The sequence below is a fragment of the Marivirga lumbricoides genome, from assembly GCF_014636295.1.
In the GTDB taxonomy this organism is placed as follows: Bacteria; Bacteroidota; Bacteroidia; order Cytophagales; family Cyclobacteriaceae; genus Marivirga; species Marivirga lumbricoides.
Map to the genome: position 1 here is coordinate 63,388 of NZ_BMEC01000005.1, position 23,906 is coordinate 87,293.

A 23,906-nucleotide genomic window follows, 5' to 3' on the forward strand; every position below is an offset into this window, starting at 1 on the left:
TAACAACAAACTCAATAAATATTTGTAAGTGTTTCATAGTTGTTTGTTGTAGGTTAAATAAAAATATAGCGGATATAATAACAACTTTTATGTCATTGTCCGCTTGTTGTGCTTCATGAATAAAACAGAATTATATGTGGTCAGATAACGAAACATCGGAAGACCTCTTAGGGTTTAAAATACATGCGGACTTACTCATAGATGTAATTAACGATGAATCTGTCCTCCCAGTAACTATTGGAGTGTTTGGAGATTGGGGTAGCGGCAAGTCTAGTATCCTCAAAATAGTTAAGGACGAATTATCTGGAGAAGGTGATGACTTAAGAGATGAGACCCTTGTATTGTATTTCAACGGCTGGGTGTTTGAAGGGTATGATGATGCGAAGGCCGCTTTGCTTGAGTCAATTGTTGAAAAGTTCAGAGAACATAAAACCATTGGGAATAAAGTAAAAGATCAAACAACGAAGCTTCTCAAGTCAGTTGATTGGATGAGGGTTCTTGGTCTCAGTTTCAAAAAAATAATCATACCAGGAGCCATGGCCTATTCCACTGGCGGATTGTCTCTAATTCCCTGCTTCATGGGCGAGTTTTCCAAGCTTGATCCAAAGGAACTTGGAGACAAACTACAAGGAGAGGATGCAGAAGATTTCTTAAGTGGTATTATTAAGAAAAATGAACATGAAGACACTACACTTGTTCGAGAATTCCGAGAGGATTTCAAGGAGATGATAGACAAGTCAGAAATCAAAAAGCTTGTGGTTATTATCGATGATTTAGATAGGTGTACGCCTGAACGATTAATTGAAAATCTCGAAGCAATCAAACTGTTCCTTAATGTTGAGAAAACCGCATTTATAATTGGTGCGGATCCTCGGATAGTGAGGCATGCGATTGAGTTCAGATATAAAACCGATCAGATACAAAACGCGGATGACCCAAATAGTCGGAATAAACGAATAGTAAGCGACTATCTTGAGAAACTAATTCAAGTGCCATATAATCTTCCTCGCCTATCCAGCAATGAAGTTGAGACCTACATCACTCTTTTGTTTTGCAAAAAAGAACTTGGTGGCGAATTCTCAAAAGTTTTAGAGGCATATCAAAAATTCAGAGATTCGGATAGGTATGGAACATTCGGATTTGGTAATCTCGAAGGTGTCATTGAAAAGAATGATCAGCAGCGAGTTGCTGAAAAAGTTTCGTTAATTGCCTCGTTATCACCCATAATCACGAAAGGATTGAATGGGAATCCTCGACAGATAAAGCGCTTTCTAAACACATTTACGCTAAGAAACAGGCTGGTTGAGGTTGCAAAAATTCCTGATTTTAAAATTGAGGTGTTGGCGAAGCTGATGGTATTAGAATACTCAGAACCAAGTCTTTTTAACACTCTGTACACTTGGCAGTCGATGCAAAGTGGTTACTCTGCTGAGTTGAAAGAACTGGAATTTTTTGCCAGTGAAAAAGACAAGGCAGGACTTAAAGAAAAGTTTGGCGAGGGATGGGCTCTGGCAAAAATTATCACATGGCTTAATGCTGAACCTGCGTTAAGCGACATAGACCTTCGAGATTATTACTGGATTTCCAGAGACCGGCTAACAGATTCAATCAGTGGCTCATCACTAATTCCAATGCATGTGCGAATGGTATTTAAAAAGATGTTGGAAAGTGGTTCCGCCAGTATCTTAAAGACAACTGTGTCGACAGAAGTAAAGGACAAATTACAAGAAGAAGATTTAAACACGCTCTACTCACTATTGAATAAAGAATTAGAAAAGACGCCTGGTAGTAGTTGGCTTCATCAAATTTATGTGGAGCTAATGGAGAACAAGATTGATGATTCAGTAGAATCGTATGAGAGAATGTTGAGACATATCGACAATAAGAAAATCCCCTTCAGTCTACGGAATAACTTGTTTCTCGCGGAAAAGAAGAATCAAAAAATAAAACAGATATATGCCAAGTTTGAACCAGAGTCGAGGATTTATAAAGCACTTAATCCAAAGAAATAAATGGGAACTACACAAAGAATTGTACCTGGCGTGACTGGAGAACCAAATTGGGCAGATTTAAGTCGTTCAATTACTCATATCTCAAAAACCGTTGAAAAGGAGAAGGAATTAGAACAAAAGGAAAATGATCAGGAAGACACTGACACTGAACAGCATGCTACGGCATACGCAACGGCCGTTGCCAAATTAACCGAAAGAAGAAAAAAACACCTTAAGACTGCATTTGACAGCCTCATTAGAGCTAGCGGAGGACGCGAAAGCGTTAAAAAAGGACGGTCACGATCGTTTGGAAGTGCTGGTCGTAAATCTGCTTCTCGTTTAGTTGGGTTTGTAACTGGAGTTGCAAATCACGGACTTGAAGAACAACTAAAATCTATTGGTCTCGGTGACTTAACGGGTAAAAGGTTGAGTGATGTAATTGATTTGCTACTCAATTATTCATCTGAGTCAAGTGCGGGAATGGATGATACGGCAGCAAACAAGGCAATGTTGGAAGTCTTAAATCAACTATCTGAGCAAGCAGATAATGACCTTGGCAAGTTCGAGGAATTACTTGCAGACTATGCTGAAGGTAAAGGCCTCGCGGATTTACTTTGCCGCTTTTGGGGTGTTTACATTTTTGAACATCTATCTCAGCGCTTTCAAGAGAAAATTAGGCAAACAAAAGGCGAAGAAGTAAGTCAGGAAACGTTTCAAATCATCAGAGATGATATTATCGGTCAAGTTGAAGTTTTAAACGACCGTAGACCTGTAGCTACTATTAATTGGCAGGGAACTGAAGGTGAAAATCAAATAGAATCAATTTTCGAATCAATAATAAATATCATTTGTGATGACCACTAAAATAAAGGCTCAGCCTCTTGTGTATGACTCAGATAGTGGAAAAGGTACGATTGTCTTAACCACCCAAACTAATGAAAGGGCAACATTAGAAATCAGCCTTAAGCCACTGTTGCCATTCATTAACATAGCAAACGAAAACGTTACAGATTTCTTTATCTTTTCATCAGCTATTTACGGTATTGATCGATTTGTCCAACGAAGGAGAAATTCGGTTGACGGCTGGTCAAGAGAGTTTGAAGTGGAGTTTCCAGTTCAAAATCCAAATGAGTGGAATGCTATTGCTGTAGAATTCAATTCACTTCTTTCATTTTTGACTGGTGATTATTGGACAGTTGAATTTTATCAGTCGAGTCTTGAATTGCCAGCCGAACCGTTATCAGATGAATATAATGGTGATTTTTCGCAGGTAAGTTTGTTATCAGGGGGATTGGATTCGCTTATTGGTGCAATTGATTTTTTAAAGTCAAAACCAAATGAAAGTGTTATTTTTGCTTCCCAATACGACCCTCATATGAGGGGCGTGAAAAAAGACCAAATTGATTTGTTACCAGTGCTAACTGCTAATTATCCAAATCGATTTTTGCAAATACCCTCAATTAAGGTCTCACTCACTGATTCTACAATTTCGAGGGAATCGACATTCAGGAGTCGTTCTATCTTATTTGTTGGTTTAGCGTTACTAATAGCTGACGGCAAATCCATACCACTGATTGTCGTCCCTGAAAATGGATCCGTTTCGTTGAATTACCCTCTAAGTTCTTCCAGAAGGAGTGCGTGTAGCACAAGGACAACACATCCTGCCGTACTTAATCAAATTCAAAGTATTTGGAGGGAGCTAGGCGTTCTGACTAAAATAGAGAATCCGTACGAATTTTCAACGAAAGGTGAAATGGTGGATAATTGCGCTGACCCTTCAGTTTTATCCTATGCAATCGATAAATCTAATTCTTGCGGAAAACGAGGACATGTTGCGCATTGGGATCTAGATAGAAATGCAACCCACTGTGGTGTCTGCATGCCATGTATTTACAGAAGAGCTTCCCTAGTGAATGCTGGAGATTCAACATCATATGGTTGTGATATTAACGGGCTACCTCCTTTTAAGACCAAAAAGAGTCAGGATATGGGTGCACTTTTACAATTTTTAAAAACACCGTTAAGTTCTATTGAAATTAAACAAGAGCTGATGGTTAATGGGGTTAGGGATTTTTCCAAAATCGATAGATATGTGGATTTAGTAGATCGGACAAGGTCCGAATTGAAGAGTTGGGTTGGCAGTTTTGGTAATACTGCTGTGAAGAATAGCGCAGGAATTCCATGATTGATTCTCACTGTCATATTGATCTTTATCCAAATCCCTTGGAGATTGTCAAAGAATCTGAAATCCTAGGAATTATTACAATTGGAATGACTAATCTTCCGAGCCATTTTAAAATGGGACAGCCCCACTTAAAAGGTTATAAAAAAACTAGGTTGGCTTTGGGTATGCATCCTTTAATGGCTGAAAATCATTCTGAAGAGTTTCCAATTTTTCATGAGTGCTTTAATAAAACTTCATACATTGGAGAAGTAGGTCTGGATTTTTCCAGAGAAGGAATTAAAACAAAAGACCAACAAATTGATAGTTTTAAAAAGATTCTTGAAGCAGTAGGGGATAAGCCTAAGATCCTGAGTATTCATTCAAGGAGAGCAGAAAAAGAGGTACTTAAGTTATTGAAGGATTATCAAATTCGAAATGCAATATTTCATTGGTATTCTGGAGGGCTAAAACTTATAGATCAGATTGTTGATTCTGGTTACTTTTTATCTGTTAACCCTGCTATGATTCGTTCAGAATCTGGAAAAAAAATAATACAAAGAATACCAAAGGAATTCATTTTAACTGAAAGTGATGGACCATTTATAGATATAAATAATCAACCTGTAAAACCAAAGGATATAGAAACAGTTTTAACTCACTTGTCAACTATCTATAACTGCAGAGTCTCTGAGGTAAATAATTTAATCGTCTCAAACTTTAAAAAATTGGTTAACCAAATTAAACACGAAAGCACAACAGGATATAAACGGCATTAAAACGACCGTTTATATAGGTCGTTTCCTTCCGCTTAAACTTAAACTAAGGTGCATTTTAAAATGATCTTTGAACAATACCTAAAAGATATTCAAGAGTTTCTACAGCTAAAACAAAATTTGGATGTAGAAAGAGTAGACGATTTAATTCTTTGTGTGTCTCATAAAGAATATGAGTTCCCAATATTTACTTTAAATTATGAGTTAGAGGAAGTGAAAATAGGAATTTCCAATGTACAAGAATACTATCCGGTAGAAGAACTCGAAAAGGCGATATGGCGTTTCTTAACACTCCTAACCCAAAATATTCGTATAACTGCTTATTATAAAGGTAATTTTTTTTATAGAGGAAAATTTGATGTCATAGACAATCGGGGTAATGTTTACTATTTCGGGGAAATAATGACATGGCTCTTTCCGTTTTGGAAGAAAAGCCGCTTAAAAGTGAAAGAACTACAAGCTTTGTTGACTATAGAGGAAATCGAAGAGCGATTTATCAACTTAAAAGTAGCTGCAAATAAAGTCTAAACATCATTTCATCACTTTCAATTCAAAACACCATTAGTCTTTCCATTCCTTTTAATCCCCAAACTACAGCCCAACCCATAAATAATCGTTTAAAAATTTGCCTATCAAGTAGTAGGTATGTATGTTTGTATAAACAAACCTTAAAACCATGTCAAAGCGGGAAGAAATTATTCAGCTGGCCGATACCATGTTGCGCAAAAAAGGGTACAATGCCTTTAGCTACCATGATATCGCCAGGGAAGTAGGAATAAAAACGGCTTCTATCCATTACCACTTTCCGGCTAAATCCGACTTAGGTGTGGCCATTATCAATCAGCATATTGAGGGTCTTAAGCGTTTAATTCATGAGCATGAGGGCAAATCCCCGGTCAAACAACTCAACGCTTTTTTTTCTATTTATGATAACCTCCATAAGGAAAACAAAGTATGTTTAGTGGGATCATTGGCTACTGATTTCAATACCCTGGATGCCAGGGTACAGGAAAAACTGAAAGAATTTTCTGACCTCATGCTCCATTGGGTCAGTGGCTTTTTAGAAACCGGCAGAAATGAAGGCCTTTTTGAGTTTGAGGAAGAGCCAAGAAGCAAGGCATTAATGGTGATATCTCACATGCTGGCCATTGTGCAACTGGTAAGGCTTACCCATAAGCAGGACTTTGCCATGGTAAAGGCCGCTATCAAAAAAGAATTACTGAAAAAATAATATGGATAGATTATCACAATTAAAAACCTTTATAGGGAAAGAGTTTACCTCTTCTCCTTCGCCATTTATGCAATGGCTAAAGCCCACAGTGCGCACTGCGGAAGAAGGCCACCTGGAGTTTGAATACCTTATCCGCGAAGAGTGGCTGAACCCCGTGGGCAATTTACACGGTGGTGTTACTGCTGCAATAATGGATGACATATTAGGTGCCACCATGTTTTCCTTAAACGAGCCGAGCTTTTTCACCACCATTAATAATGTGGTCGATTACTTTTCCACCGCCAAAAGAGGGGATAAGATAATTGCTGAAACCCGGATTATTAAGCGCGGGAAACAGTTCATTAATGCCCAATGCGATATTTGGGATAGCGAAAAAAGCAGGCTTTTGGCCAGAGGAACCTCTAATTTATATAAAACAGAAATTAAAAGATAATAGATGAGAAGAGTAGTAGTTACCGGTATGGGAGCATTAACTCCTATAGGAAATAATACAGAAGATTTTTGGCAGTCGCTTGTCAAAGGCGTAAGTGGGGCAGCTCCCATTACCAAATTCGATACCTCAAAATTTAAAACAAAGTTTGCCTGCGAATTGAAGGATTTTGATCCTCAGGATTTTATCCCGAAATCAGAAGCCCGCAGGTATGATTTGTTTACACAATATGCCTTAATTGCTGTGGAAGAAGCCCTGAAAAATGGCAATATAGATTTTGAGCCACTCAATAAAAACCGCATTGGTGTAATCTGGGGGTCCGGTAATGGCGGAATCGATACCTTCCAGCAGCAGGTAACGGAATTTGCGCAGGGAGATGGAACGCCACGTTTCAACCCTTTCTTTATTCCTAAAATAATTGTGGACATCGCTTCAGGCATTATTTCCATTAAATACGGGTTGCGTGGGGTGAACTTTACCACTGTTTCAGCCTGTGCCAGCTCCACTACTGCCATTATTGATGCCTTTAATTACATCAGGTGGGGCAAAGCGGATATGATTATCACGGGAGGCTCGGAAGCCGCCATCACAGAAAGCAGCATCGGAGGTTTTGGTGCGGCAAAGGCGTTATCCACCAACAATGAAAACCCAGGAAAAGCATCCATGCCATTTGATGTCAACAGAGATGGTTTTGTAATGGGGGAGGGCGCAGGTGCTATTATCCTGGAAGACCTTGAAAGTGCTAAAAAACGAGGAGCCACCATCCTTGCTGAAGTAGCAGGAGGCGGGATGGCTGCTGATGCCTATCACCTCACCGGCACCCACCCGGAAGGGGAAGGGGCATACCTTGGTATGATGGCAGCTCTGGAAGACGCAGGAATTACGGCTGATAAAATTGACTATCTTAATGCGCATGCTACTTCTACTCCTGCCGGAGATACCAGTGAGTTACTTGCTACGGAGCGGGTTTTTGGTTCAGGTAAGTTAGGCAAGCTTAATATAAGTGCAACAAAATCTATGACAGGCCATCTGTTGGGCGCTGCCGGCGCTGTAGAAGCTATTGCTTCTATTAAAGCCATTCAGCATAACCTGATGCCGCCTACCATTAATGCAACAGACATTGAGCCTGAATATAAGGATCGCTTTAACCTTACTTTGGGCAAAGCCCAGCAGAAGGAGGTAAATTATGCCATGAGCAATACCTTCGGCTTTGGCGGACATGTGGCTACTGCCATTTTCAAAAAGTATACTGAATAAGCTGAGTTCAATTGATAAAAATAGCGTCTCCGCCTTAGCGGGGATGCTGTTTTATACCGCTGGTACCTCTCCAATGATAAAGTGCAAGTGTCTCACTTGTACCTTAACTTAACCATCAAATCAATTGCTATTACACCAAATAGCACTGAATCTTCTGTCTTTCTGCTAAATTGGATCTGGGAGCTGTCCCCTTGAGGGGCCAGGGGGGTGTTATTTAGAAAGTAGAATAACTCATTTGTTGAGTGTTTTTATCCACAAATTCAATAGGTATGGTGTGAGTGCCTCACTTGTACCCGCTCCTTACAATGTGTAAGAATTTCAGGTATAAATTAGGAGGGTTATAGGTAGCACTCAAAGTAGAACTATTTTATGTGATAATTTGAATTCAATGAAATTATACCTTAAGTTTAATCACTGTAACTATAAGTTCTTTTACTGACTATGCTTGATGAAAATTACAGCTTAAATGACTAATAATGTAAAGAAGGTAGATCCTGCCTCAATTAAATCAATAGCTATAAAATTAATTCTTGTTTACGGAATTGCTTTATTGCTTACTTTTTTAATTCTTCAACTCCCCAATTTAGTTCAGCAAATCAGCTTGTTTCTATTTGATTTTAAGTTGCCTTTTAATTGGAACCACGGTATTGCACTACTTCTTGCAGCATTAGCAGGTTATAGTATTTTTAAAACTAAAAGGGAGACTACATTTTTAGGGAATGACAGAATCAGGAGTTTAATCTTTGGCTTCATCCTTTTGGTATCTTATTCAATAGCGGGCATTTCAAATAAATATGGCATTAACCCTCATTTATGGGCTTTGATATTTGTTTCTTTAACACTCATGTATGATGTACTGGAAGAGTCGTTTTGGCGAGGCTATTTAAATGATTTGCTACATCCTAAATACCTGGCAGTAAAATATGTCATTACAGGAATAGTATGGTCCATTTGGCATCTACTGGTATTTGAAAATTTTAATCAATGGGGTGGATTTCATATTTTTTTACTTTTATCGGTCATAGTTTCTTTTATTATAGGGTATGCCACCACCAAAACAAATTCCATTTTAGTGGCTGCATCAATCCATGCGCTGTTAATTAGTAAAAATTTATATGTTACTATAATTTGTTTTTTGATTTGGGGAGTAATGATTCTTACGTGGGAAAGAAAACTGTTGAAACAGAAAAAACAATAATTACACCTTCAAACTGAAGAGCTGTCTACTCGAGGGGACCACAGGGGTGTTTTCTTTATGGAGTAGTACTAAACGTTATAGGACTCTATCTTTACAGCAAGTATCCTCAGCTCTATTTGTTAGGTGTTATCACCAACAAACTCACTAAGGTACAAGAATTGATGATTCATACTTTTTCCATTGATGAAAAAGTATGCAATCCCGATAGCTATCGGGACTAGGTAAAATGATGCTCCTACCCGCAAAAACCTACGCTGGCCCGCCTCCCGAAAGCTTTCGGGATCCCGTCCACCCGCTTTTTCGCCTCAGGCGAAATCGGAGGAGCTAATTCTGAAGAAACTCTCCATATTAATTGAATCGATATCACTTTGTCGAGTGTTCTCATTAACCAACTTATTATGGTGCAAGTATCTTACTTGTACAAAAACCAATTACCACAACACCAAATACCACTGAAGCTTCTGTCTTTCTGCTAAATTAAGTCCGGTAGCTGTCCCCTTGAGGGGACCACAGGGGTGTTATTTAGAAAATAGAATAACCATAATTTAATCTACAACGGTATGGTTAATCCATGAATCTTATAACAAGCAGTAATGAAGCTGTAATAACTCTTTCTTCCGGTTCAAATACCTTTGTGGTCAACCAAAAGCAGTTGTAATGAAGGATCACACATTTCCCCTTATAGTTTTAGCCCTTATGTTTTTAACCGGCTGCGAGGTTATAGGCGGAATCTTCGCCACCGGGTTGGGTGTAGGTGTTTTTTTGGTAGTTGTTTTAATTATTGTTGCGGCTATTTATGCTATAAGAAAGCGTAAAAGTTAATTTTATTAAATAATAAAATTCCAGTCCACGGCCAATTACCCGAAAGCGATTAGCCTTAAAATTACACATATCCTTTAACTACTCATTCAAAACCACTATGGATAAAATACTCTTTACCAATTGGGAAAGTATAGGTAGAACATTTATCATAGGAGTACTTTCCTATATAGTTTTAATTATCCTTTTGAGGAGTTCAGGTAAGCGCACCCTATCAAAGATGAATGCTTTTGATTTTGTTATTACCATTGCATTGGGTTCTACCTTCGCCAACCTCATACTGAACAAATCAGTTTCCCTGGCTGATGGTGCAGTGGCTTTTTTTACCCTTATCTTTTTGCAATATGCTATTACCTGGCTTTCGGTTAGGTCTAAACGCATAAAGCACCTGATTACCAGTGAGCCGGTATTAATACTTTACAAGGGAGAGCTACAGCACAGAGTGATTAAAAAAGAAAGAATTACGATTGAAGAAATTAATTTGTCCATCAGGAAAAAGGGCATCAGTTCTCTTGAGGAAGTAGATGCGATTATCCTGGAAACTACAGGTGATTTTACTGTGGTACCTTCCATTAAAACAGAAAATACGGGCGTGCTGGATGATGTAAATAACTTTCCACCCGGCAAAAACAAATCTGATAAGTGAGCTAAGTACAAGAAGGGATGAGAACAACTGCTTTGTCTGGAAAGAAAATAATGGTAGCTAAGAACGAGCGGGCTGGCCGATAAAAAGGCGAGGTTTGCGCTGAAATGTAGGGAAGGAGCATCTTTTTATCTTGATTTTTTGTTTCTTTTGCATCAAGGCATCGCAGCCTTGGAACTGAACCTCAAAAGAGATAACAGGACTTTTGCTATATTGGAAGATAGAGCTAAAGCTGATTAGTTTACTGCTTACTTACATCTGTGAGGCTATCCCCTTGAGGGGATTATAGGGGTGTTACCCTAGAGGGGACTACAGGGGTGTTTTGGAGCAACATAGAAATGGCATCAGTTGAGAAAATAGAATCTTGTTATATAAGTAGGCAAAAGATAAAGAATAAGGTTTTATGAATATTTAACAATCGCCACAACAACTTAATATCAATAAACTTTCTTCACTGTTTCAAACGTTTCGCCTGGAACCTGCTAAAAGTAGCGTCCGCTAGGATAAATTCAGCGGATGCTGAAGGGTATAAAGGTACAAGTCGGACACTTGCACCAGTTAAGGGCCGTAATATATTCAGTGAACGCTGAAAAATATAAAGGGACAAGTGAGATACATGCACCATGTATTCAAACCATAACTGCTTATACAATACCTGTTAAGAACTGTTTGGTATTACTAATTCGTAAGATCAGCTATTGTATTATCTGAATGGTATCAGAATTGATGATATTACTTTTGTTACCGGCTCTGTCCCAGATCTGGGCCTGAACAAACATCGGGTAGTTCCTGAAAATTATTCTGAAACCCAAAGAGGTGATATCATAGTCCAAAGTACCATTAATAGGCCTGTCGTAATCTTCAGTATTAAGTATAGGAAATCTACCATTAAAAGTCTGATAGTAAGGCGCTTCTTCCCACTTATATTCAATAAATTCGTTTCCAGGCTTGTAGAAAGTTTTAATAAATATATTATAATGGCGCGGGTTTCTCTTTATGTAAAGAGTATCAGCTATTGTAATAAGCTCATTTTCAACTATTACTGTATCATCCTCTTCAAGCACAGTAAAATAATCCAACGGATTGTATGGTGGAAGTGTGTCAATACTGTTCAATCGAATAAGCTTATTTTCATCATTTTTTTGCCAAAAGAAAGGTCTGTATTGGTCAAAGATTTCATCACTTCTTAAGCCTAAATCACCATCACCGTCCTCAAAATACAATTTTAAGCTCAGCACATCTTCGGTAATATTAGGTTGGTCAGGATCCGTTCTTGTTTCAAATTGTAAACTTTCAAAGGCTATACGAGGGGTATTGTCAAACTCTGGTGGTTCAGGACAACCGGTTAAAATAAAGGCCAAAAGAATTAAAGGTGCTGAAAGTATGACTTGAGCCTTCTTATATTTAATATTGTAGCGCATAACTATTTATCAATGTCAGAAAGAGAACGTTTTTTTAATCAGATTGATACTATCAGCCCCGAAAATTTTTCTGAAGCTGCATTGTCGCTCTTTCGGTTTCAATATACTAACAATCCTGTTTATAAAAAATTTGTTAATTACCTCAGGGTTTCTCCTAATAAGATAAATTCACTTGAAAAAATTCCCTTTTTACCGATAGAATTTTTCAAAAACCATCAGGTAATTAATTCACTTGGTCAAAATGAAAGTTTTGAAGCAGTTTTTGAAAGTAGTGGAACAGGATTGGGCTCCGTAAGTAAGCACTATGTAAGAGATTTAAATTTTTACCTGGCACACAGTCAACGCCTCTTTGAGGCAGAGTATGGTCCTTTGGAAAACTGTATTTTTCTGGCTCTTTTACCCTCTTATTTAGAAAGGGAGCATTCTTCTTTAGTGGCCATGGTCAATTACTTTATTAAACAGTCAGGATCACCTGATTCCGGCTTCTACTTGTATAATCAGGAAGAACTTATTGAAAAAGTAAAAGTGTTAAAACAAGCGCATCAGGAAAAGAAAATAGTGGTTTGGGGTGTGAGCTTTGCTTTGTTGGACCTTGCTGAAAACTACCAACCGGATTTTAGTAATTGCATTGTGATGGAAACTGGTGGAATGAAGGGTAGGAGGAAGGAGATGATCAGGGAAGCCCTGCATAGCTTCATATGTGAGCGTTTTCAAGTAGAGGTAATTCATTCTGAATATGGTATGACAGAGCTGTTATCGCAAAGTTACAGTAAAGGGAACGGTTTGTTTCACCCTTCAACCGCTATGAAAGTTTTAGTGAGGGAAGTTAATGATCCTTTTCAAATTTCTAGTACTTCCAATAGGTCAGGAGGAATAAATATAATAGATCTGGCCAACATCGACAGCTGTGCTTTTATAGAAACCAAGGATGTAGGCTCTGTAAATGAAGACGGAAGCTTCCAGGTGTATGGCCGCTTCGACCATTCGGATATCAGAGGTTGTAATCTATTACTAGATTAATGAGATTTCTAGATTTAAATTTAAATACTGATTTAACTACTATAGCTGTCACTTAACTAATGGAAGAAATGAAATATTCTTAAGTAATTTCATTTCTTCCTTAAAATTTAATTTTTTTGCAGAAAAAAGTAGATTAGTCATCACAGCCTATGTTAATATAGACATCGGGATAAAAAGTGCTATTAGGAACGTAAGTCGAATTACATCTCGCTATCGATTCTTGGGAACAATTTGTCTGAACCAATTGTTGAGATTCCTCCAATAATTCTACAATAATAGATGTTCCATTTCCTACTGTCAATCGTTCTACTTTACCTGTAACCCAATATGTATCATTTGATCCACCTCTAAGGCTACTAGAAGACTGAACTACATCTTGAAGAGAGCCTGTATTAACAGTTAACTTTGAGTCAATGGTTTCACCGGTGGTAGAATTAATTCTGACGATATTGGCCCAAGTTCTGATACTAGTAGTAGTTTGATTATCACTAACTGGTGTAATCATAAGTATTTTAGTGATTGAGGATTTCCTTGAATAAGGGTTGTTGTATACAGAATTCTTTACCTGTACTTGAAATTTTTGATTTTTAATATAAAATATATCTAGATTGGTATTTTCGATGACTTCTATATCTTCAGCGGTATACTTATACTCGATTGAATTGGAGTCAAAATAATCTACTTCTAATAATTCATCTAAAGATGCACTCACTCTTAAAGTCTCATTGGCTAAGGTAATTTCATCATCTTTACATCCTAAAAGGCATATTAAAAAAACAAATACTAGGCTTCTTAAATTTTTCATGACTTTTTCATTTTTGGTTTATTAAATTTAAAGAAAATATTTTAAAAGTGTAAGTGGCTCTTATTACATTAATGTTACTAAATTATTACGCATGTATTTATTGGCGGGAATTTAGCTCTCTGTAGATAAAGGCTGAAATTTTCATGAATCTTATTGGTTAAACTTCATTTAACTGATGATAAATTCTATTCTTTTCATGTTTGTTATTGTGAAGCCTAAAAATATTATCATAAGTTTATAGATACTTTGGCGTTTTTGAAATTAAAATTTATCTAATTAATTAATTAATACTCTTTTGCATTTTGAATAACCAGTTTACTTGGCCTGTCCTCGCCAATCATGTTACCAATAAAGTGTAGGTTATGTTATAAATCTACCACTTTAATCCTTCTACTATTAGAGAAGGAAGGTTGTCTTACTAAATTAACTTGTCTTTGTTATCTAAGTAAGTGGGTAGAGATTTCTTTGTAATCTCATTTTTTTTAATTAATTATTAGAAATTAAAAGAAATGAAGAGTAATGTTTTCTACGGTTTCAATGAGAGTTGTCGCCTTGGAAGGGTCTACAGTGGTGTTTTCTGATCGAATAATATTAATGGTACCGAACAACTTGCTAACTAGCCAACGTAATTAATTTGACAACAACTCCCTGGCACTCTGAATGGCCGATTCACTTGGTTTATCGCCACCAATCATTTTAGCTATTTCCAGTGATCTTTCTTCTTCAGAAAGCAACTTCACCTTACTCACCGATTTATCTGCTGAGTTGTCTTTGTATACAAAATAATGGTGCTTTCCTTTAGCCGCTATTTGTGGAAGGTGGCTAATGGTAATTACCTGATGGCTGGCAGCCATTCTCTGCATCATGTGCACCATCTTAATGGCAATCTCTCCTGAAATACCAGTGTCAATTTCATCAAAGATGATGGTAGGCAGGGCGATTTTATCAGCCATTATATACTTCAGAGCAAACATCAAACGAGAGAATTCTCCACCTGAAGCTACATTTTTGAGTGGCTGAGGGCTAATTCCTTTATTGGCGCTGAAGAGAATTTTGATGTCATCAACCCCTGTTTTATCTGCTTCCTTTTTATTGTTGGTGATATTGATGGTGGCATCTGTCATGCCAAGGTCACTGAGTAGTTCTTTTAACTCTTTCTCTAATTGAGCAAAATGTTTTGAACGACTTTTACTTAATTTTGAAGCTGTATCATTCAATTGCCTGGTTACTTCTTTTAACTTAAGTTGAAGGGATTCTAAATCGCCATCTGCATTTTCAGCAGCTAACAATTTTTCTTCCAGTTCATCTTTAATTTTCAGCAATTCTGTAATACTGTCAGTTTTATGCTTTTGTTGAAGCTGGTAAATTAAGCTAAGCCTGTCCTGAGTGTACTTCAGTTGTGCAGGATCATGTTCAAACTGGTTATTTTCAATTTCCAGTTCCTTGGCGATATCCTGGGCTTCTATAAAAGCACTGTTGAGTCTTTCATACAATTCTTTATAGGCAGGGCTGAAGTTCTGCAAGGTTTTTAGCGCTTCCACGGCCTCGTGCATTATTACATTTACTGCAAATTCCGATTGATCTAACGCACCATAAGCCTCTGCCAGTTTTTGCTGAATGAACTCTCCATTTTCCAAAATTTCGAGTGAGTGCTCCAACTCTTCCTGTTCATTAGGTTTTAGCTGGGCTTTTTCCAATTCCTCAAACAGAAACTGGTGGTAATCTTTTTCCTGCTTTAAATCAGCAGAAGCTTCTGTAAATTTTTTGAGCTCTTTTTTGGCAGTGGAATATTGTGAGTAGATTGCCTGATACTCCTCTAAAAGTGACTGAGTTTGGCCATAAGCATCAATTAATTGTAACTGAAAGTCCTGATCACCCAGAAGCAGGGTTTCATGCTGAGAGTGAATATCCATCAGGTAATTTCCCAGATTTTTCAACACATCCAAGGTAACGGGCGTATCGTTTACAAAAGCTCTTGATTTTCCGCTGGCACTTATTTCCCTTCTGATAACACATTCCGCTTCATAATCTAATTCCTCTGATTCAAAAAATGATTTCAGGGAGTAATCTTCGATGCGGAAAATACCCTCTACCACGCATTTTTTATCCTCTTCATAGAGCACTTTAGTATCAGCTCTTTTGCCTATTAATAGCCCCACTGCACCCAGCATAATAGATTTACCGGCCCCGGTTTCACCTGTAATAGTGTTCAACCCGGCTGAAGGCGTAATATCCAGTTCTTTTATTAAAGCGTAATTTTTGATTAAAAGCTTTTGCAGCATACTTGTGCGTATGTTTTAGAGTTCAGCATCAAATTTACTGAAAAAATAAAGGAAGTAAATAATGTCTGCTATTTTATCATCACTTCATACTTCTCTGAATTCGCAGGGGCTATTTCCCGCATAATTTCGTAGGCTTGTCTTCGTACCTGTAAATCTCCTTCTGTGAAGATGGAAACAATCTCATCCGACTTACTTTGTATCAATACAGTGATGAATGGCGAATTAGGGTTCAGCTTGTTGGCTTTTTGAATATTCTTTAATGCTTCTAAAATGGATTCTCTTGCTGCATCCGGATCTTCCTGCATCACATCCAATCCTTTTCTGTAATACAGGTAAAGCCCTCTTCTTACAGGCTCCAGTTGTGTATTTAAAATAGACTGAATTAATGCATAGCGGCTTTCCTGGTTACCAAACTGTTCCCAGCCTACTCCAAGATTTTGCTGTTGAGCTGAACGCGCAATATTTAAGGCTTCATCATAATAAGGCTGACCACCTAATTCGGAAAAGCTGTCAAAATCCAAACCTAAAATCAGGTTCGCATAAAAAGCCATGATGCTAACCAGGTTGTCATTAAAGCTGTTGGGGGTATACACCATCGGCTGAGATTCCGTATAATCAAACCTGAGGTTTCTGTCGGCCAGGTTTATCATTACCGACTCGTACGCACTTCCGTAGACAGGTCTTACAGACTGAATCTGAGCCTGTGCTTCATAACGGCCTGTTCTGGGAATTCCGGTAATATTCACCACAAAAACTGACTTAACTCTCTCAAACAGGTCAATTTCATTATCCATCCATTTTCTTTCATTAAAAAACTGGCGGAAGGAATTTTCCATATTGGTAAACACCCTTGTTTCTGAAGTATTGGCGGTGGTGACATCTACTTTTACTTCAAAAAATAGATCCTGAGCACTAAGCGTCAGCGCTGGCAGGCATATCAATAAACAGAATAAGAGCTTCTTCATTTACAGTTGGGCTATTTGTTCCAGTATCAGTTCAGCAATTTTGGTTTTGGCCTCCAGTTCTGATTGATGCCTTAAACCATTTTTATCAAAAATCTTCACCTGATTGGTGTCATGGTTAAAACCGGAGCCTTCATCATTCAGACTGTTAAGAACGATGAGATCGAAGTTTTTATTTCGCAATTTTTGCTGAGCGTTGGCTTCTTCATTATTGGTTTCCAGGGCAAAGCCAATAAGTAACTGATGTGGTGCTTTTATTTTTCCAAGAGTTTTGGCAATGTCAGTGGTTTTCTCCATTTCCAAAGCCATTGATTTTTCCTCTTTTTTAATTTTTTCTGTTGCCACTGTTTTTGGTCTGTAATCAGCTACAGCTGCAGCCATTACGCCAATATCTGTATGAGGAAAACGCTTTTCGCAAGCTTCCAGCATTTCCTTTGCGGAAGTAACTTTAATAAATTCCTTCACCACTGAAGGCGGCTCTAGTTTAGAAGGTCCTGAAATCAGGGTTACTTCTGCGCCCTGATCGGCAAATGATCGTGCAATCGCATAACCCATTTTGCCGGACGAATGGTTGCCTATAAATCTTACAGGGTCAATAGCCTCATAAGTGGGACCTGCGGTAATTAATATTTTCTTACCTGCAAATGGTTTGCTTTGATTGAAATGCTTTTGAACGAAAATAAGAATTTCTTCCGGCTCTTGCATTCTACCTTTGCCTTCCAGCCCGCTGGCTAATTCACCGGATGCAGCTTCTAAAATCTGATTACTGTATGATTGCAATTTTTTTAGATTTTCAGCAGTAGTAGGGTGGGCGTACATGTCCAGATCCATGGCAGGTGCAAAGATTACAGGACATTTTGCAGAAAGATAGGTGGCTAATAATAAATTATCGCAAATACCATTGGCACACTTAGCCAAGGTATTGGCACTTGCGGGAGCTATGATGATAAGATCGGCCCACAGTCCTAATTCCACATGATTATTCCAGGTGCCTGTTTTGTCCTTTACAAAGTCAGAAAGAACAGGCTTTTGAGAAAGAGTGCTTAGTGTAAGGGGAGTAATAAACTCTTTGGCAGCATCAGACATAATGATCTGAACTTCAGCACCCTCCTTAACCAACAAACGGGTAAGTGTTGCAGCTTTATAAGCCGCAATACTACCCGTTATACCTAAAATTATTTTCTTACCTTTAAGCAAGTGAGAGACGATTATGAATTTTCTTCCTGATCTCTTTTTCTGTAATAAAGTTTTTCTTCAAGAAACTCTTCCATTGCCAAAATGGTTGGCTTTGGCATTCTCTCATAGAATTTAGAAATTTCTATTTGCTCACGGTTTTCAAAAATCTCTTCCAAATTGTCAACAGTAGAAGCAAATTCAGCTAACTTATTGCTCAATTCTTCTTTCATGTTGCTTGAAATCTGTCTGGCTCTTTTAGAAACTACAGCTACTGTTTCATAGATATTACCTGTTTCTTTAACTAACTCTTCAGTACTTCTTGTGGTAATTGATGGATTTGCCATATTATATTAAATGTTTAAACTTCTAAGTTCTTCTAATGAATTCTCGTAAATTTTTTCTGCTTTCTTTAAATACTCGCTATTTTCATAGGTTTCAATAAAGTCCTCGTAAAAACGGATTGCTTCTGAATAACGTTCCTTTTTCTTAGAGAAAATACTCACTTCAGCCAACTTATAAGTGGCTTCAATTTCTAAAAATCTTATTTCTTCTACGTATTTTGAATCAGGGTAGTCATCCTGAAAGTTATCAAATGCTACCAAAGCAGCTTTTAGGTATTCACCGGTTTGATACTTTTTCAGCTTATAGTAAAGCAAGCACTTTTCATATGCTTTCTTTTCAAGCTTTACCTGTAGATCATTCAATGCAGAGGTAGCTTTGGGTACAAACTCTGACTGAGGAAACCGGTTAATAAAACTTTGTAGTGCTACTATAGCCTGCTTGGTACTGGTTTGCTCTAAATTATAGCGAGGTGAATCCCTGTAAAGAGCATATCCATGCATAAATCTGGCTTCTTCTGCGAATTCACTTCTATTGTAAGTATCGTAAAAAGTTTTGAAGTAATGAGATGCCAACAAATACTGGCCCTGATAATAATAAGTATAGCCATAAAGGAAATTCGCTTTTTCAGCTTTTTCAGAACCCTTTATAATCGGTAGAATCTGCTCAAATAGAATAGAGGATTTATAATACTCTTCTTCTTCGTAATATTTAATAGCAGCATTATATTTTTTCTCCCAATCGTCACTTTTCTGAATTTTCCTAAAATCACTGCAGGCGCTTAACGCGACCATAAAAAAGCCAACTATGAGTATATTCTTTTTCAAAATATGCATAAGGGTGCAAAGATACATTTGTTTTGTGGAATGAACAATTTTATTTGTAACGTTTAGCTTCAGCAAAGATTGGAAGGGCTGTTATTTTTTAACAATTAATTTTCTTGTAGCTAAGCCTTCATCACGAATGAAGAGTGTATAAAAATAAATTCCGGGGCTCATTTTTTCCGTTAACAGCCTTAATTTATTCTCTCTGGGATCTAAAGGATATTCTTCAACAATGCTTCCTAAAACATTTTGTAAGATGATTTTAGCATTGCGTTCATTGGAATTGATACTGTATTCAAGGCTGGCAGCTTCTATTGCAGGGTTGGGGTAGAAGTTGCTTATTTTGATATCATCTTTTTGGTAAAGAATGTCATCATTTTTCTGGCTGGTAACCTCTGCATAAATCTCCTGAGTAAAAATACTCGACTTCTCAAGGTCTTTCACTTCAATAATTAACGAACTTTTAAAGCTGGAAAGCCCACCTATAAACTGAATTTGTATTTCTTTTGATGTGCTTTCCGGGGAAACGGCTATTCTGAAAGATTCATCATAGCAGATGCCACCCTGGCAAATTCTTACTGTGCTTCCACTCTGCAACAAGTTTCGGTTAATGCTTACCTGAAATGATTTGGTGGTATTAGTAAAATTTTTGATGTAAAAAGCACTGGTGACTTCCTTCTGATGGGCTACTGAGAGTGATTTTTTAAGATTTTCCACTGCAAAATCCTGTGACAGCGCTAAAGAGCTCATTACAAAGGTTAAACATATGGTAATCAATAACTTCATTTATATCATCTGGATGAAATACTGTTTTATACAGTAAAAATATAATAAAGTTATTGGAATGTCTAGTTATTTTTAATAAAATCTTTGAAGAAATATAATAATTTATTTTAATTTTCGTTTTGCGCCCTGTTTTTTAGCTCTTTTTTTAGTTGAGTTGATTCAGGTTTTGTTTTTTTCAATGAGTCTTGAACTACTTCTTCTTCCGTAGTTACTGGTTTTGGTGCATATTTACCTAAAACTTCATTCAGGTCAGGCTTCCGGTCAATCTGCCACTTAAAATCTTTTAATCTGGTTTCCGGCTCACTAATTTCATGAGGCGGGATAAACTTCCCTTCAGGATCTTTATAGAAGGTAATGTCATTCATCTGGCCGTCCACAAATTGAATTTTCATGTTACTGCATAAAATCTTATTCATACCTGTAACGGTGTTGGTTTTTTCATCCAGTGCAAAATAAATGCTTTCACCATTGCCATACACCATAATCCTGTCCATTTGGTCATCTTTGAAAAAGGCGGTCATGTCCCTGCCTTTAATTTGATTATAATTGGAAATGGTATCCTTGTTGACCGTAAAAGCACGGTTCTTCATGTGCATTTTATTCAATTTACCATTTTTCATTTCCATAGAGATTGTATCAGCAGTAAGCTGATTCCCGTCATTCCACAATATGGGATCACGGTAGAGAAAAATGACAGAGTCTGACATCATGTAAGCCATTGAATCCGCTACACCCTGCATGTCAGTTTTAAAAATCTTTACATTCTTGTAAGCCAGTAGCCTGCTTAATGAATCAATTTTGGAATCAATTGATATAAGCGTATCAGCGGTCATGTACAAAGTGTCACCTTCCACCAATTGCTTCATTACAGGGTTGCCCCAAATTTTAGTAATTCCCGAATCTTTTTTAGTGGTGGCAATATCTCCCAGTATAATAATATTATCCTCTTCAGAAATCACCCTTACGTTTCCTTTTGCGCGGGATTCCTGTCTGATATCATCAAAAAACAGGTCGTCACCAAATATTTCGTAATTCTCTGTGGTGATTTTTCCATCAATGTAGTTTACTTGTTTGCTATCAGTATAAAAACGGCCGCCTTCTTCCGCATCAATTATTTCTCCATCTTGCATAATTGTTTGGGTAGGTCCAAAAGTGGTGGCTATTTTCGTGATTTGGTCATAGAATAGCGTATCTGTTTCCAGATCATACTCCGGGCTTTTTAAGGAAACATCTTCATAAAACTTAATGAGATTTTCTGCATTAATTACAAAGGCATCTTGTGCTTTCAGGGTAGTCTCCCCATCCACAATAGTTCCACCATTGTAAAATCTTGCATCCTCGGAATTGGTAAAATAGTCCAGGTAATTGGTGGTAAGTCTTATGCGATTGTCATTATAAACTACATTATTTCTCAACTCCGCTTTATTGTCCTTCATGTAATAATTCAACCGATGTGCTGTAATATTTACCGAGTCGCCTTTTTTAATTCTTACATCACCAAACACGATCATTATTCCCTGCTTGTCATAGTACAAGGCAGAATCTCCTGTTATATAAGTGTCTTTTTCTTTAATATCAAACCATACATTTTTAACCAGGCGGGTAAATCTGTCGGCTCCTCTGTTCACTACTTCAGAATATCCTTCAGATCCATACTTTACACCATTCCGTTGGCCGTAAAGAGAAAATGTTGAGATTAATAGCAGGCTTAAGAATATTATTCGCTGGAACTTCATACTTTTACTTTTGCTTGCTCTATGAGCAAAATCTGTGCAAAACTACAAATTCTAACAAAGAATTATGCTTACTGATTCATTTTTAGATTTTATCAGCAAAGAAAAACTGTTTTCAAAGCAAAGTAAATTACTTCTTGCTATAAGTGGAGGAGTTGATTCTGTTGTTTTAGCACACCTTTTATTCAAAACCGGTTACTCATTTGCTTTAGCTCACATGAATTTCCAGCTAAGAGGAGAGGATTCTGAAAAAGATCAGGCATTTGTTGAAAAATTAGCTGAGAAATACTCGGTTGATTGCCATATTCGGAAAGTGGAAATTCTGAAAGATGAAACCAAAGGGGGAGAATCTACTCAAATGCAGGCGAGAAGTTTGCGCTATCAATGGTTTGAAGAAATAATGGATGAGAAGGGATACGATTTTTTACTTACGGCTCATCATGCTGAAGACTCTTTTGAAACAGTGCTATTGAACCTTAGCAGAGGAACAGGTATTAAAGGTGTAAGAGGTATTTTGCCTATGCATGCTAAAATAGCCAGACCACTGCTTTTTGCAGATAAAGTCAGTATTAAAAAATTTGCAGAAGTAGAAAATTTAACCTGGAGAGAAGATGTTTCCAATCAATCTGATAACTACAGGAGAAATGAAATCAGACACCATGTTGTGCCAAGGTTGCTTGATCAGAATCCAAATTTATTTTCAGTGTTTGGTGATACTTCATTAAAATTAAGAGCTGCAGAGGATGCTTTTGAAGATAAAGTTAATCATCTTAAATCTCAGTATGTTCAAGTGCAAAATGAGCAGGTTTTTATTGAAAAAAGATTGCTTGAGTTGAAGTTTGGAAGGGTTTATTTGGCGGAGATATTGAAGCCATTTGGTTTTTCCCTGCAACACTTACAAGCTTTTTCCTTTAACAACTCAGGTGCCCGGCTACAGAACGATTCTTATTGCCTGGTGGCGGATCGGGACAAATTAATAGTATTTACGCAGTCTCCTGATGAGAGCATAGGTAAAACATATGAAATAAAAGATAATGAAGGTAAACTGAGTGGCAAAATAGGTGGAAATGAGTTTTCTTTGGGCTGGAGATTATGTTACAGAGAAGAAGTTGATTTTTCACAAGAGCCAAATATCGCTTTCCTGGATGCAAAAGTCCTTGAGAAGCCGGTTTTTATACGTAAATGGGCAGAGGGGGATAAGTTTCAACCCTTAGGGATGAAAGGCAAAAAGAAGGTAAGCGATTTTCTAATTGATGAAAAAATTTCCCTGCCGGATAAGGAGAAACAAATTGTTTTACTATCAGGAGATGAAATTGCGTGGTTAGTTAACCATAGGATCTCAGATAAATTTAAAATTTCTCCTAAGGGGGGAGAGGTTTTAAAAGTGGAGTACAAAGAAATTGATTAAAATTTGATAACAAAACCGGTTCTTAATTTATTGATACATCTATAATTTATAGTAATGAAACTACTTAATCCTTTTAAAAAATCTTACAGTAATAAAGAACTGGCGCTATTCAGGTTTTTGAAGAAAATAACATTGTTTGAGCAGTTAACTTTTGAGCAACTGTCTCATTTTATTCCATTTATGCATTTGAGAATCTATAAAGAGAATGAAGTAGTTTTTTTTAGAGGTGATCCCAGTCATGCGCTTTACCTGCTGGATGAAGGACAAATAAATTTGACATTAGATATTAAAGAGCGCTTTGAAAACCTCGGGCATTTAAGAGAGGGGAAATCTTTTGGGGACAATGTACTGGTACCGGATGCTCAACGAATTTATAATGCAATCGTTTCTAGTGAGAAAGCTGAGATTTATGTAATTCCGCAGGTGAATATTTTTGAGATATTTGAGCACTATCCTAAAATAAAAGCTAAAATGCTGGAATCCTATTTAAAGCAACAAAATGATTATATGGGCAGGCTATTTACTACCTATAAAACAAATTTCGGCTTTTTCGATTTAGGACATGTATATGGTAAAATAACCTAATTAGTATAAATAAAGTATTTAAAAAAGATAGAGAGTATTCAAACAAGAATTTATCTTTT

General features: G+C 37.2%; 23 protein-coding genes. 14 read left to right on the top strand and 9 right to left on the bottom strand.

Translation table 11 applies throughout. The annotated features are described in order from the left end of the window. The first annotated feature begins 134 nt into the window (after positions 1 to 134). The 11 genes from IEV85_RS08825 to IEV85_RS08875 all read left to right on the top strand — a co-directional run bounded on the left by IEV85_RS08825 (position 135) and on the right by IEV85_RS08875 (position 10,509). Entirely contained in the window at positions 135 to 2,012 is a 1,878-nt protein-coding gene (locus IEV85_RS08825; protein WP_188462390.1) for a KAP family P-loop NTPase fold protein, read from the top strand. Continuing rightward, entirely contained in the window at positions 2,013 to 2,855 is an 843-nt protein-coding gene (locus IEV85_RS08830; RefSeq protein ID WP_188462392.1) for a hypothetical protein, read from the top strand. Continuing rightward, complete coding sequence (qatC, locus tag IEV85_RS08835) at positions 2,845 to 4,176, top strand: Qat anti-phage system QueC-like protein QatC (RefSeq protein ID WP_188462394.1); 1,332 nt, start codon at positions 2,845 to 2,847, stop codon at positions 4,174 to 4,176. Before IEV85_RS08830 ends, qatC begins: the two co-directional genes overlap by 11 nt. Beyond that, the gene (gene qatD, locus IEV85_RS08840; RefSeq protein WP_188462396.1) at positions 4,173 to 4,931 is read left to right on the top strand and encodes a Qat anti-phage system TatD family nuclease QatD; all 759 of its coding nucleotides are present in this window, start codon (positions 4,173 to 4,175) and stop codon (positions 4,929 to 4,931) included. Before qatC ends, qatD begins: the two co-directional genes overlap by 4 nt. Before the next feature lie 60 nt (positions 4,932 to 4,991). Then, entirely contained in the window at positions 4,992 to 5,456 is a 465-nt protein-coding gene (locus IEV85_RS08845; RefSeq protein WP_188462398.1) for a hypothetical protein, read from the top strand. A 148-nt stretch (positions 5,457 to 5,604) separates the two neighbouring features. Next, entirely contained in the window at positions 5,605 to 6,159 is a 555-nt protein-coding gene (locus IEV85_RS08850) for a TetR/AcrR family transcriptional regulator (RefSeq protein ID WP_188462400.1), read from the top strand. Position 6,160: 1 nt separating this feature from the next. Beyond that, positions 6,161 to 6,592 carry a PaaI family thioesterase gene (locus IEV85_RS08855; protein ID WP_188462402.1) on the top strand — a complete coding sequence of 144 codons (432 nt, stop codon included), beginning with the start codon at positions 6,161 to 6,163 and terminating at the stop codon, positions 6,590 to 6,592. Between the two features lie 3 nt (positions 6,593 to 6,595). Continuing rightward, a complete protein-coding gene (gene fabF / locus IEV85_RS08860) occupies positions 6,596 to 7,846 on the top strand; it encodes a beta-ketoacyl-ACP synthase II (protein ID WP_188462404.1) in 1,251 nt (416 codons plus the stop codon). 466 nt (positions 7,847 to 8,312) lie between these two features. Then, the gene (locus tag IEV85_RS08865) at positions 8,313 to 9,044 is read left to right on the top strand and encodes a CPBP family intramembrane glutamic endopeptidase (protein ID WP_188462406.1); all 732 of its coding nucleotides are present in this window, start codon (positions 8,313 to 8,315) and stop codon (positions 9,042 to 9,044) included. 657 nt (positions 9,045 to 9,701) lie between these two features. Continuing rightward, positions 9,702 to 9,866 (top strand): hypothetical protein, encoded by a 165-nt coding sequence (locus IEV85_RS08870; RefSeq protein ID WP_188462408.1) that lies wholly within the window; start codon positions 9,702 to 9,704, stop codon positions 9,864 to 9,866. Positions 9,867 to 9,963: 97 nt separating this feature from the next. After that, a complete protein-coding gene (locus IEV85_RS08875) occupies positions 9,964 to 10,509 on the top strand; it encodes a YetF domain-containing protein (RefSeq protein ID WP_188462410.1) in 546 nt (181 codons plus the stop codon). Between the two features lie 692 nt (positions 10,510 to 11,201). Here the strand turns inward: IEV85_RS08875 and IEV85_RS08880 are convergent. Continuing rightward, the gene (locus tag IEV85_RS08880) at positions 11,202 to 11,927 is read right to left on the bottom strand and encodes a hypothetical protein (protein WP_188462412.1); all 726 of its coding nucleotides are present in this window, start codon (positions 11,925 to 11,927) and stop codon (positions 11,202 to 11,204) included. A 12-nt stretch (positions 11,928 to 11,939) separates the two neighbouring features. Here IEV85_RS08880 and IEV85_RS08885 point away from each other — a divergent pair, with 12 nt between their 5' ends. Then, the gene (locus IEV85_RS08885) at positions 11,940 to 12,947 is read left to right on the top strand and encodes an acyl transferase (RefSeq protein ID WP_188462414.1); all 1,008 of its coding nucleotides are present in this window, start codon (positions 11,940 to 11,942) and stop codon (positions 12,945 to 12,947) included. A 133-nt stretch (positions 12,948 to 13,080) separates the two neighbouring features. Here the strand turns inward: IEV85_RS08885 and IEV85_RS08890 are convergent, their stop codons facing one another. From IEV85_RS08890 to IEV85_RS08925, 8 genes are all read right to left on the bottom strand, one after another. Beyond that, on the bottom strand, positions 13,081 to 13,752 hold the full coding sequence (locus tag IEV85_RS08890) for a hypothetical protein (protein WP_188462416.1): 672 nt from the start codon (positions 13,750 to 13,752) through the stop codon (positions 13,081 to 13,083). A gap of 629 nt (positions 13,753 to 14,381) precedes the next feature. After that, positions 14,382 to 16,034 (bottom strand): DNA repair protein RecN, encoded by a 1,653-nt coding sequence (gene recN, locus IEV85_RS08895; RefSeq protein WP_188462417.1) that lies wholly within the window; start codon positions 16,032 to 16,034, stop codon positions 14,382 to 14,384. Between the two features lie 68 nt (positions 16,035 to 16,102). Next, positions 16,103 to 16,999 carry a type IX secretion system protein PorD gene (gene porD, locus IEV85_RS08900; RefSeq protein WP_188462419.1) on the bottom strand — a complete coding sequence of 299 codons (897 nt, stop codon included), beginning with the start codon at positions 16,997 to 16,999 and terminating at the stop codon, positions 16,103 to 16,105. After that, positions 17,000 to 18,193 carry a bifunctional phosphopantothenoylcysteine decarboxylase/phosphopantothenate--cysteine ligase CoaBC gene (gene coaBC, locus IEV85_RS08905; RefSeq protein WP_188462422.1) on the bottom strand — a complete coding sequence of 398 codons (1,194 nt, stop codon included), beginning with the start codon at positions 18,191 to 18,193 and terminating at the stop codon, positions 17,000 to 17,002. It lies immediately after the preceding gene. A gap of 11 nt (positions 18,194 to 18,204) precedes the next feature. Continuing rightward, positions 18,205 to 18,516, bottom strand: a complete 312-nt coding sequence (locus IEV85_RS08910) for a DNA-directed RNA polymerase subunit omega (RefSeq protein WP_188462424.1) — start codon at positions 18,514 to 18,516, stop codon at positions 18,205 to 18,207. 6 nt (positions 18,517 to 18,522) lie between these two features. Continuing rightward, the gene (locus IEV85_RS08915) at positions 18,523 to 19,365 is read right to left on the bottom strand and encodes an outer membrane protein assembly factor BamD (protein ID WP_188462426.1); all 843 of its coding nucleotides are present in this window, start codon (positions 19,363 to 19,365) and stop codon (positions 18,523 to 18,525) included. A 63-nt stretch (positions 19,366 to 19,428) separates the two neighbouring features. Beyond that, positions 19,429 to 20,085, bottom strand: coding sequence for a T9SS type A sorting domain-containing protein (locus IEV85_RS08920; protein ID WP_188462428.1), 657 nt, complete (start codon positions 20,083 to 20,085; stop codon positions 19,429 to 19,431). Between the two features lie 143 nt (positions 20,086 to 20,228). Continuing rightward, positions 20,229 to 21,857: an OstA-like protein gene (locus IEV85_RS08925; protein ID WP_188462430.1), complete on the bottom strand. Its 1,629-nt coding sequence runs from the start codon at positions 21,855 to 21,857 to the stop codon at positions 20,229 to 20,231. 64 nt (positions 21,858 to 21,921) lie between these two features. On the opposite strand from IEV85_RS08925, the gene tilS reads away from it, so the two are divergent. Together tilS and IEV85_RS08935 are read left to right on the top strand one after the other, a co-directional pair. Continuing rightward, positions 21,922 to 23,262 (top strand): tRNA lysidine(34) synthetase TilS, encoded by a 1,341-nt coding sequence (gene tilS, locus IEV85_RS08930; RefSeq protein WP_188462432.1) that lies wholly within the window; start codon positions 21,922 to 21,924, stop codon positions 23,260 to 23,262. A gap of 54 nt (positions 23,263 to 23,316) precedes the next feature. Further along, a complete protein-coding gene (locus tag IEV85_RS08935; protein WP_188462434.1) occupies positions 23,317 to 23,847 on the top strand; it encodes a cyclic nucleotide-binding domain-containing protein in 531 nt (176 codons plus the stop codon). Positions 23,848 to 23,906: the final 59 nt, after the last annotated feature.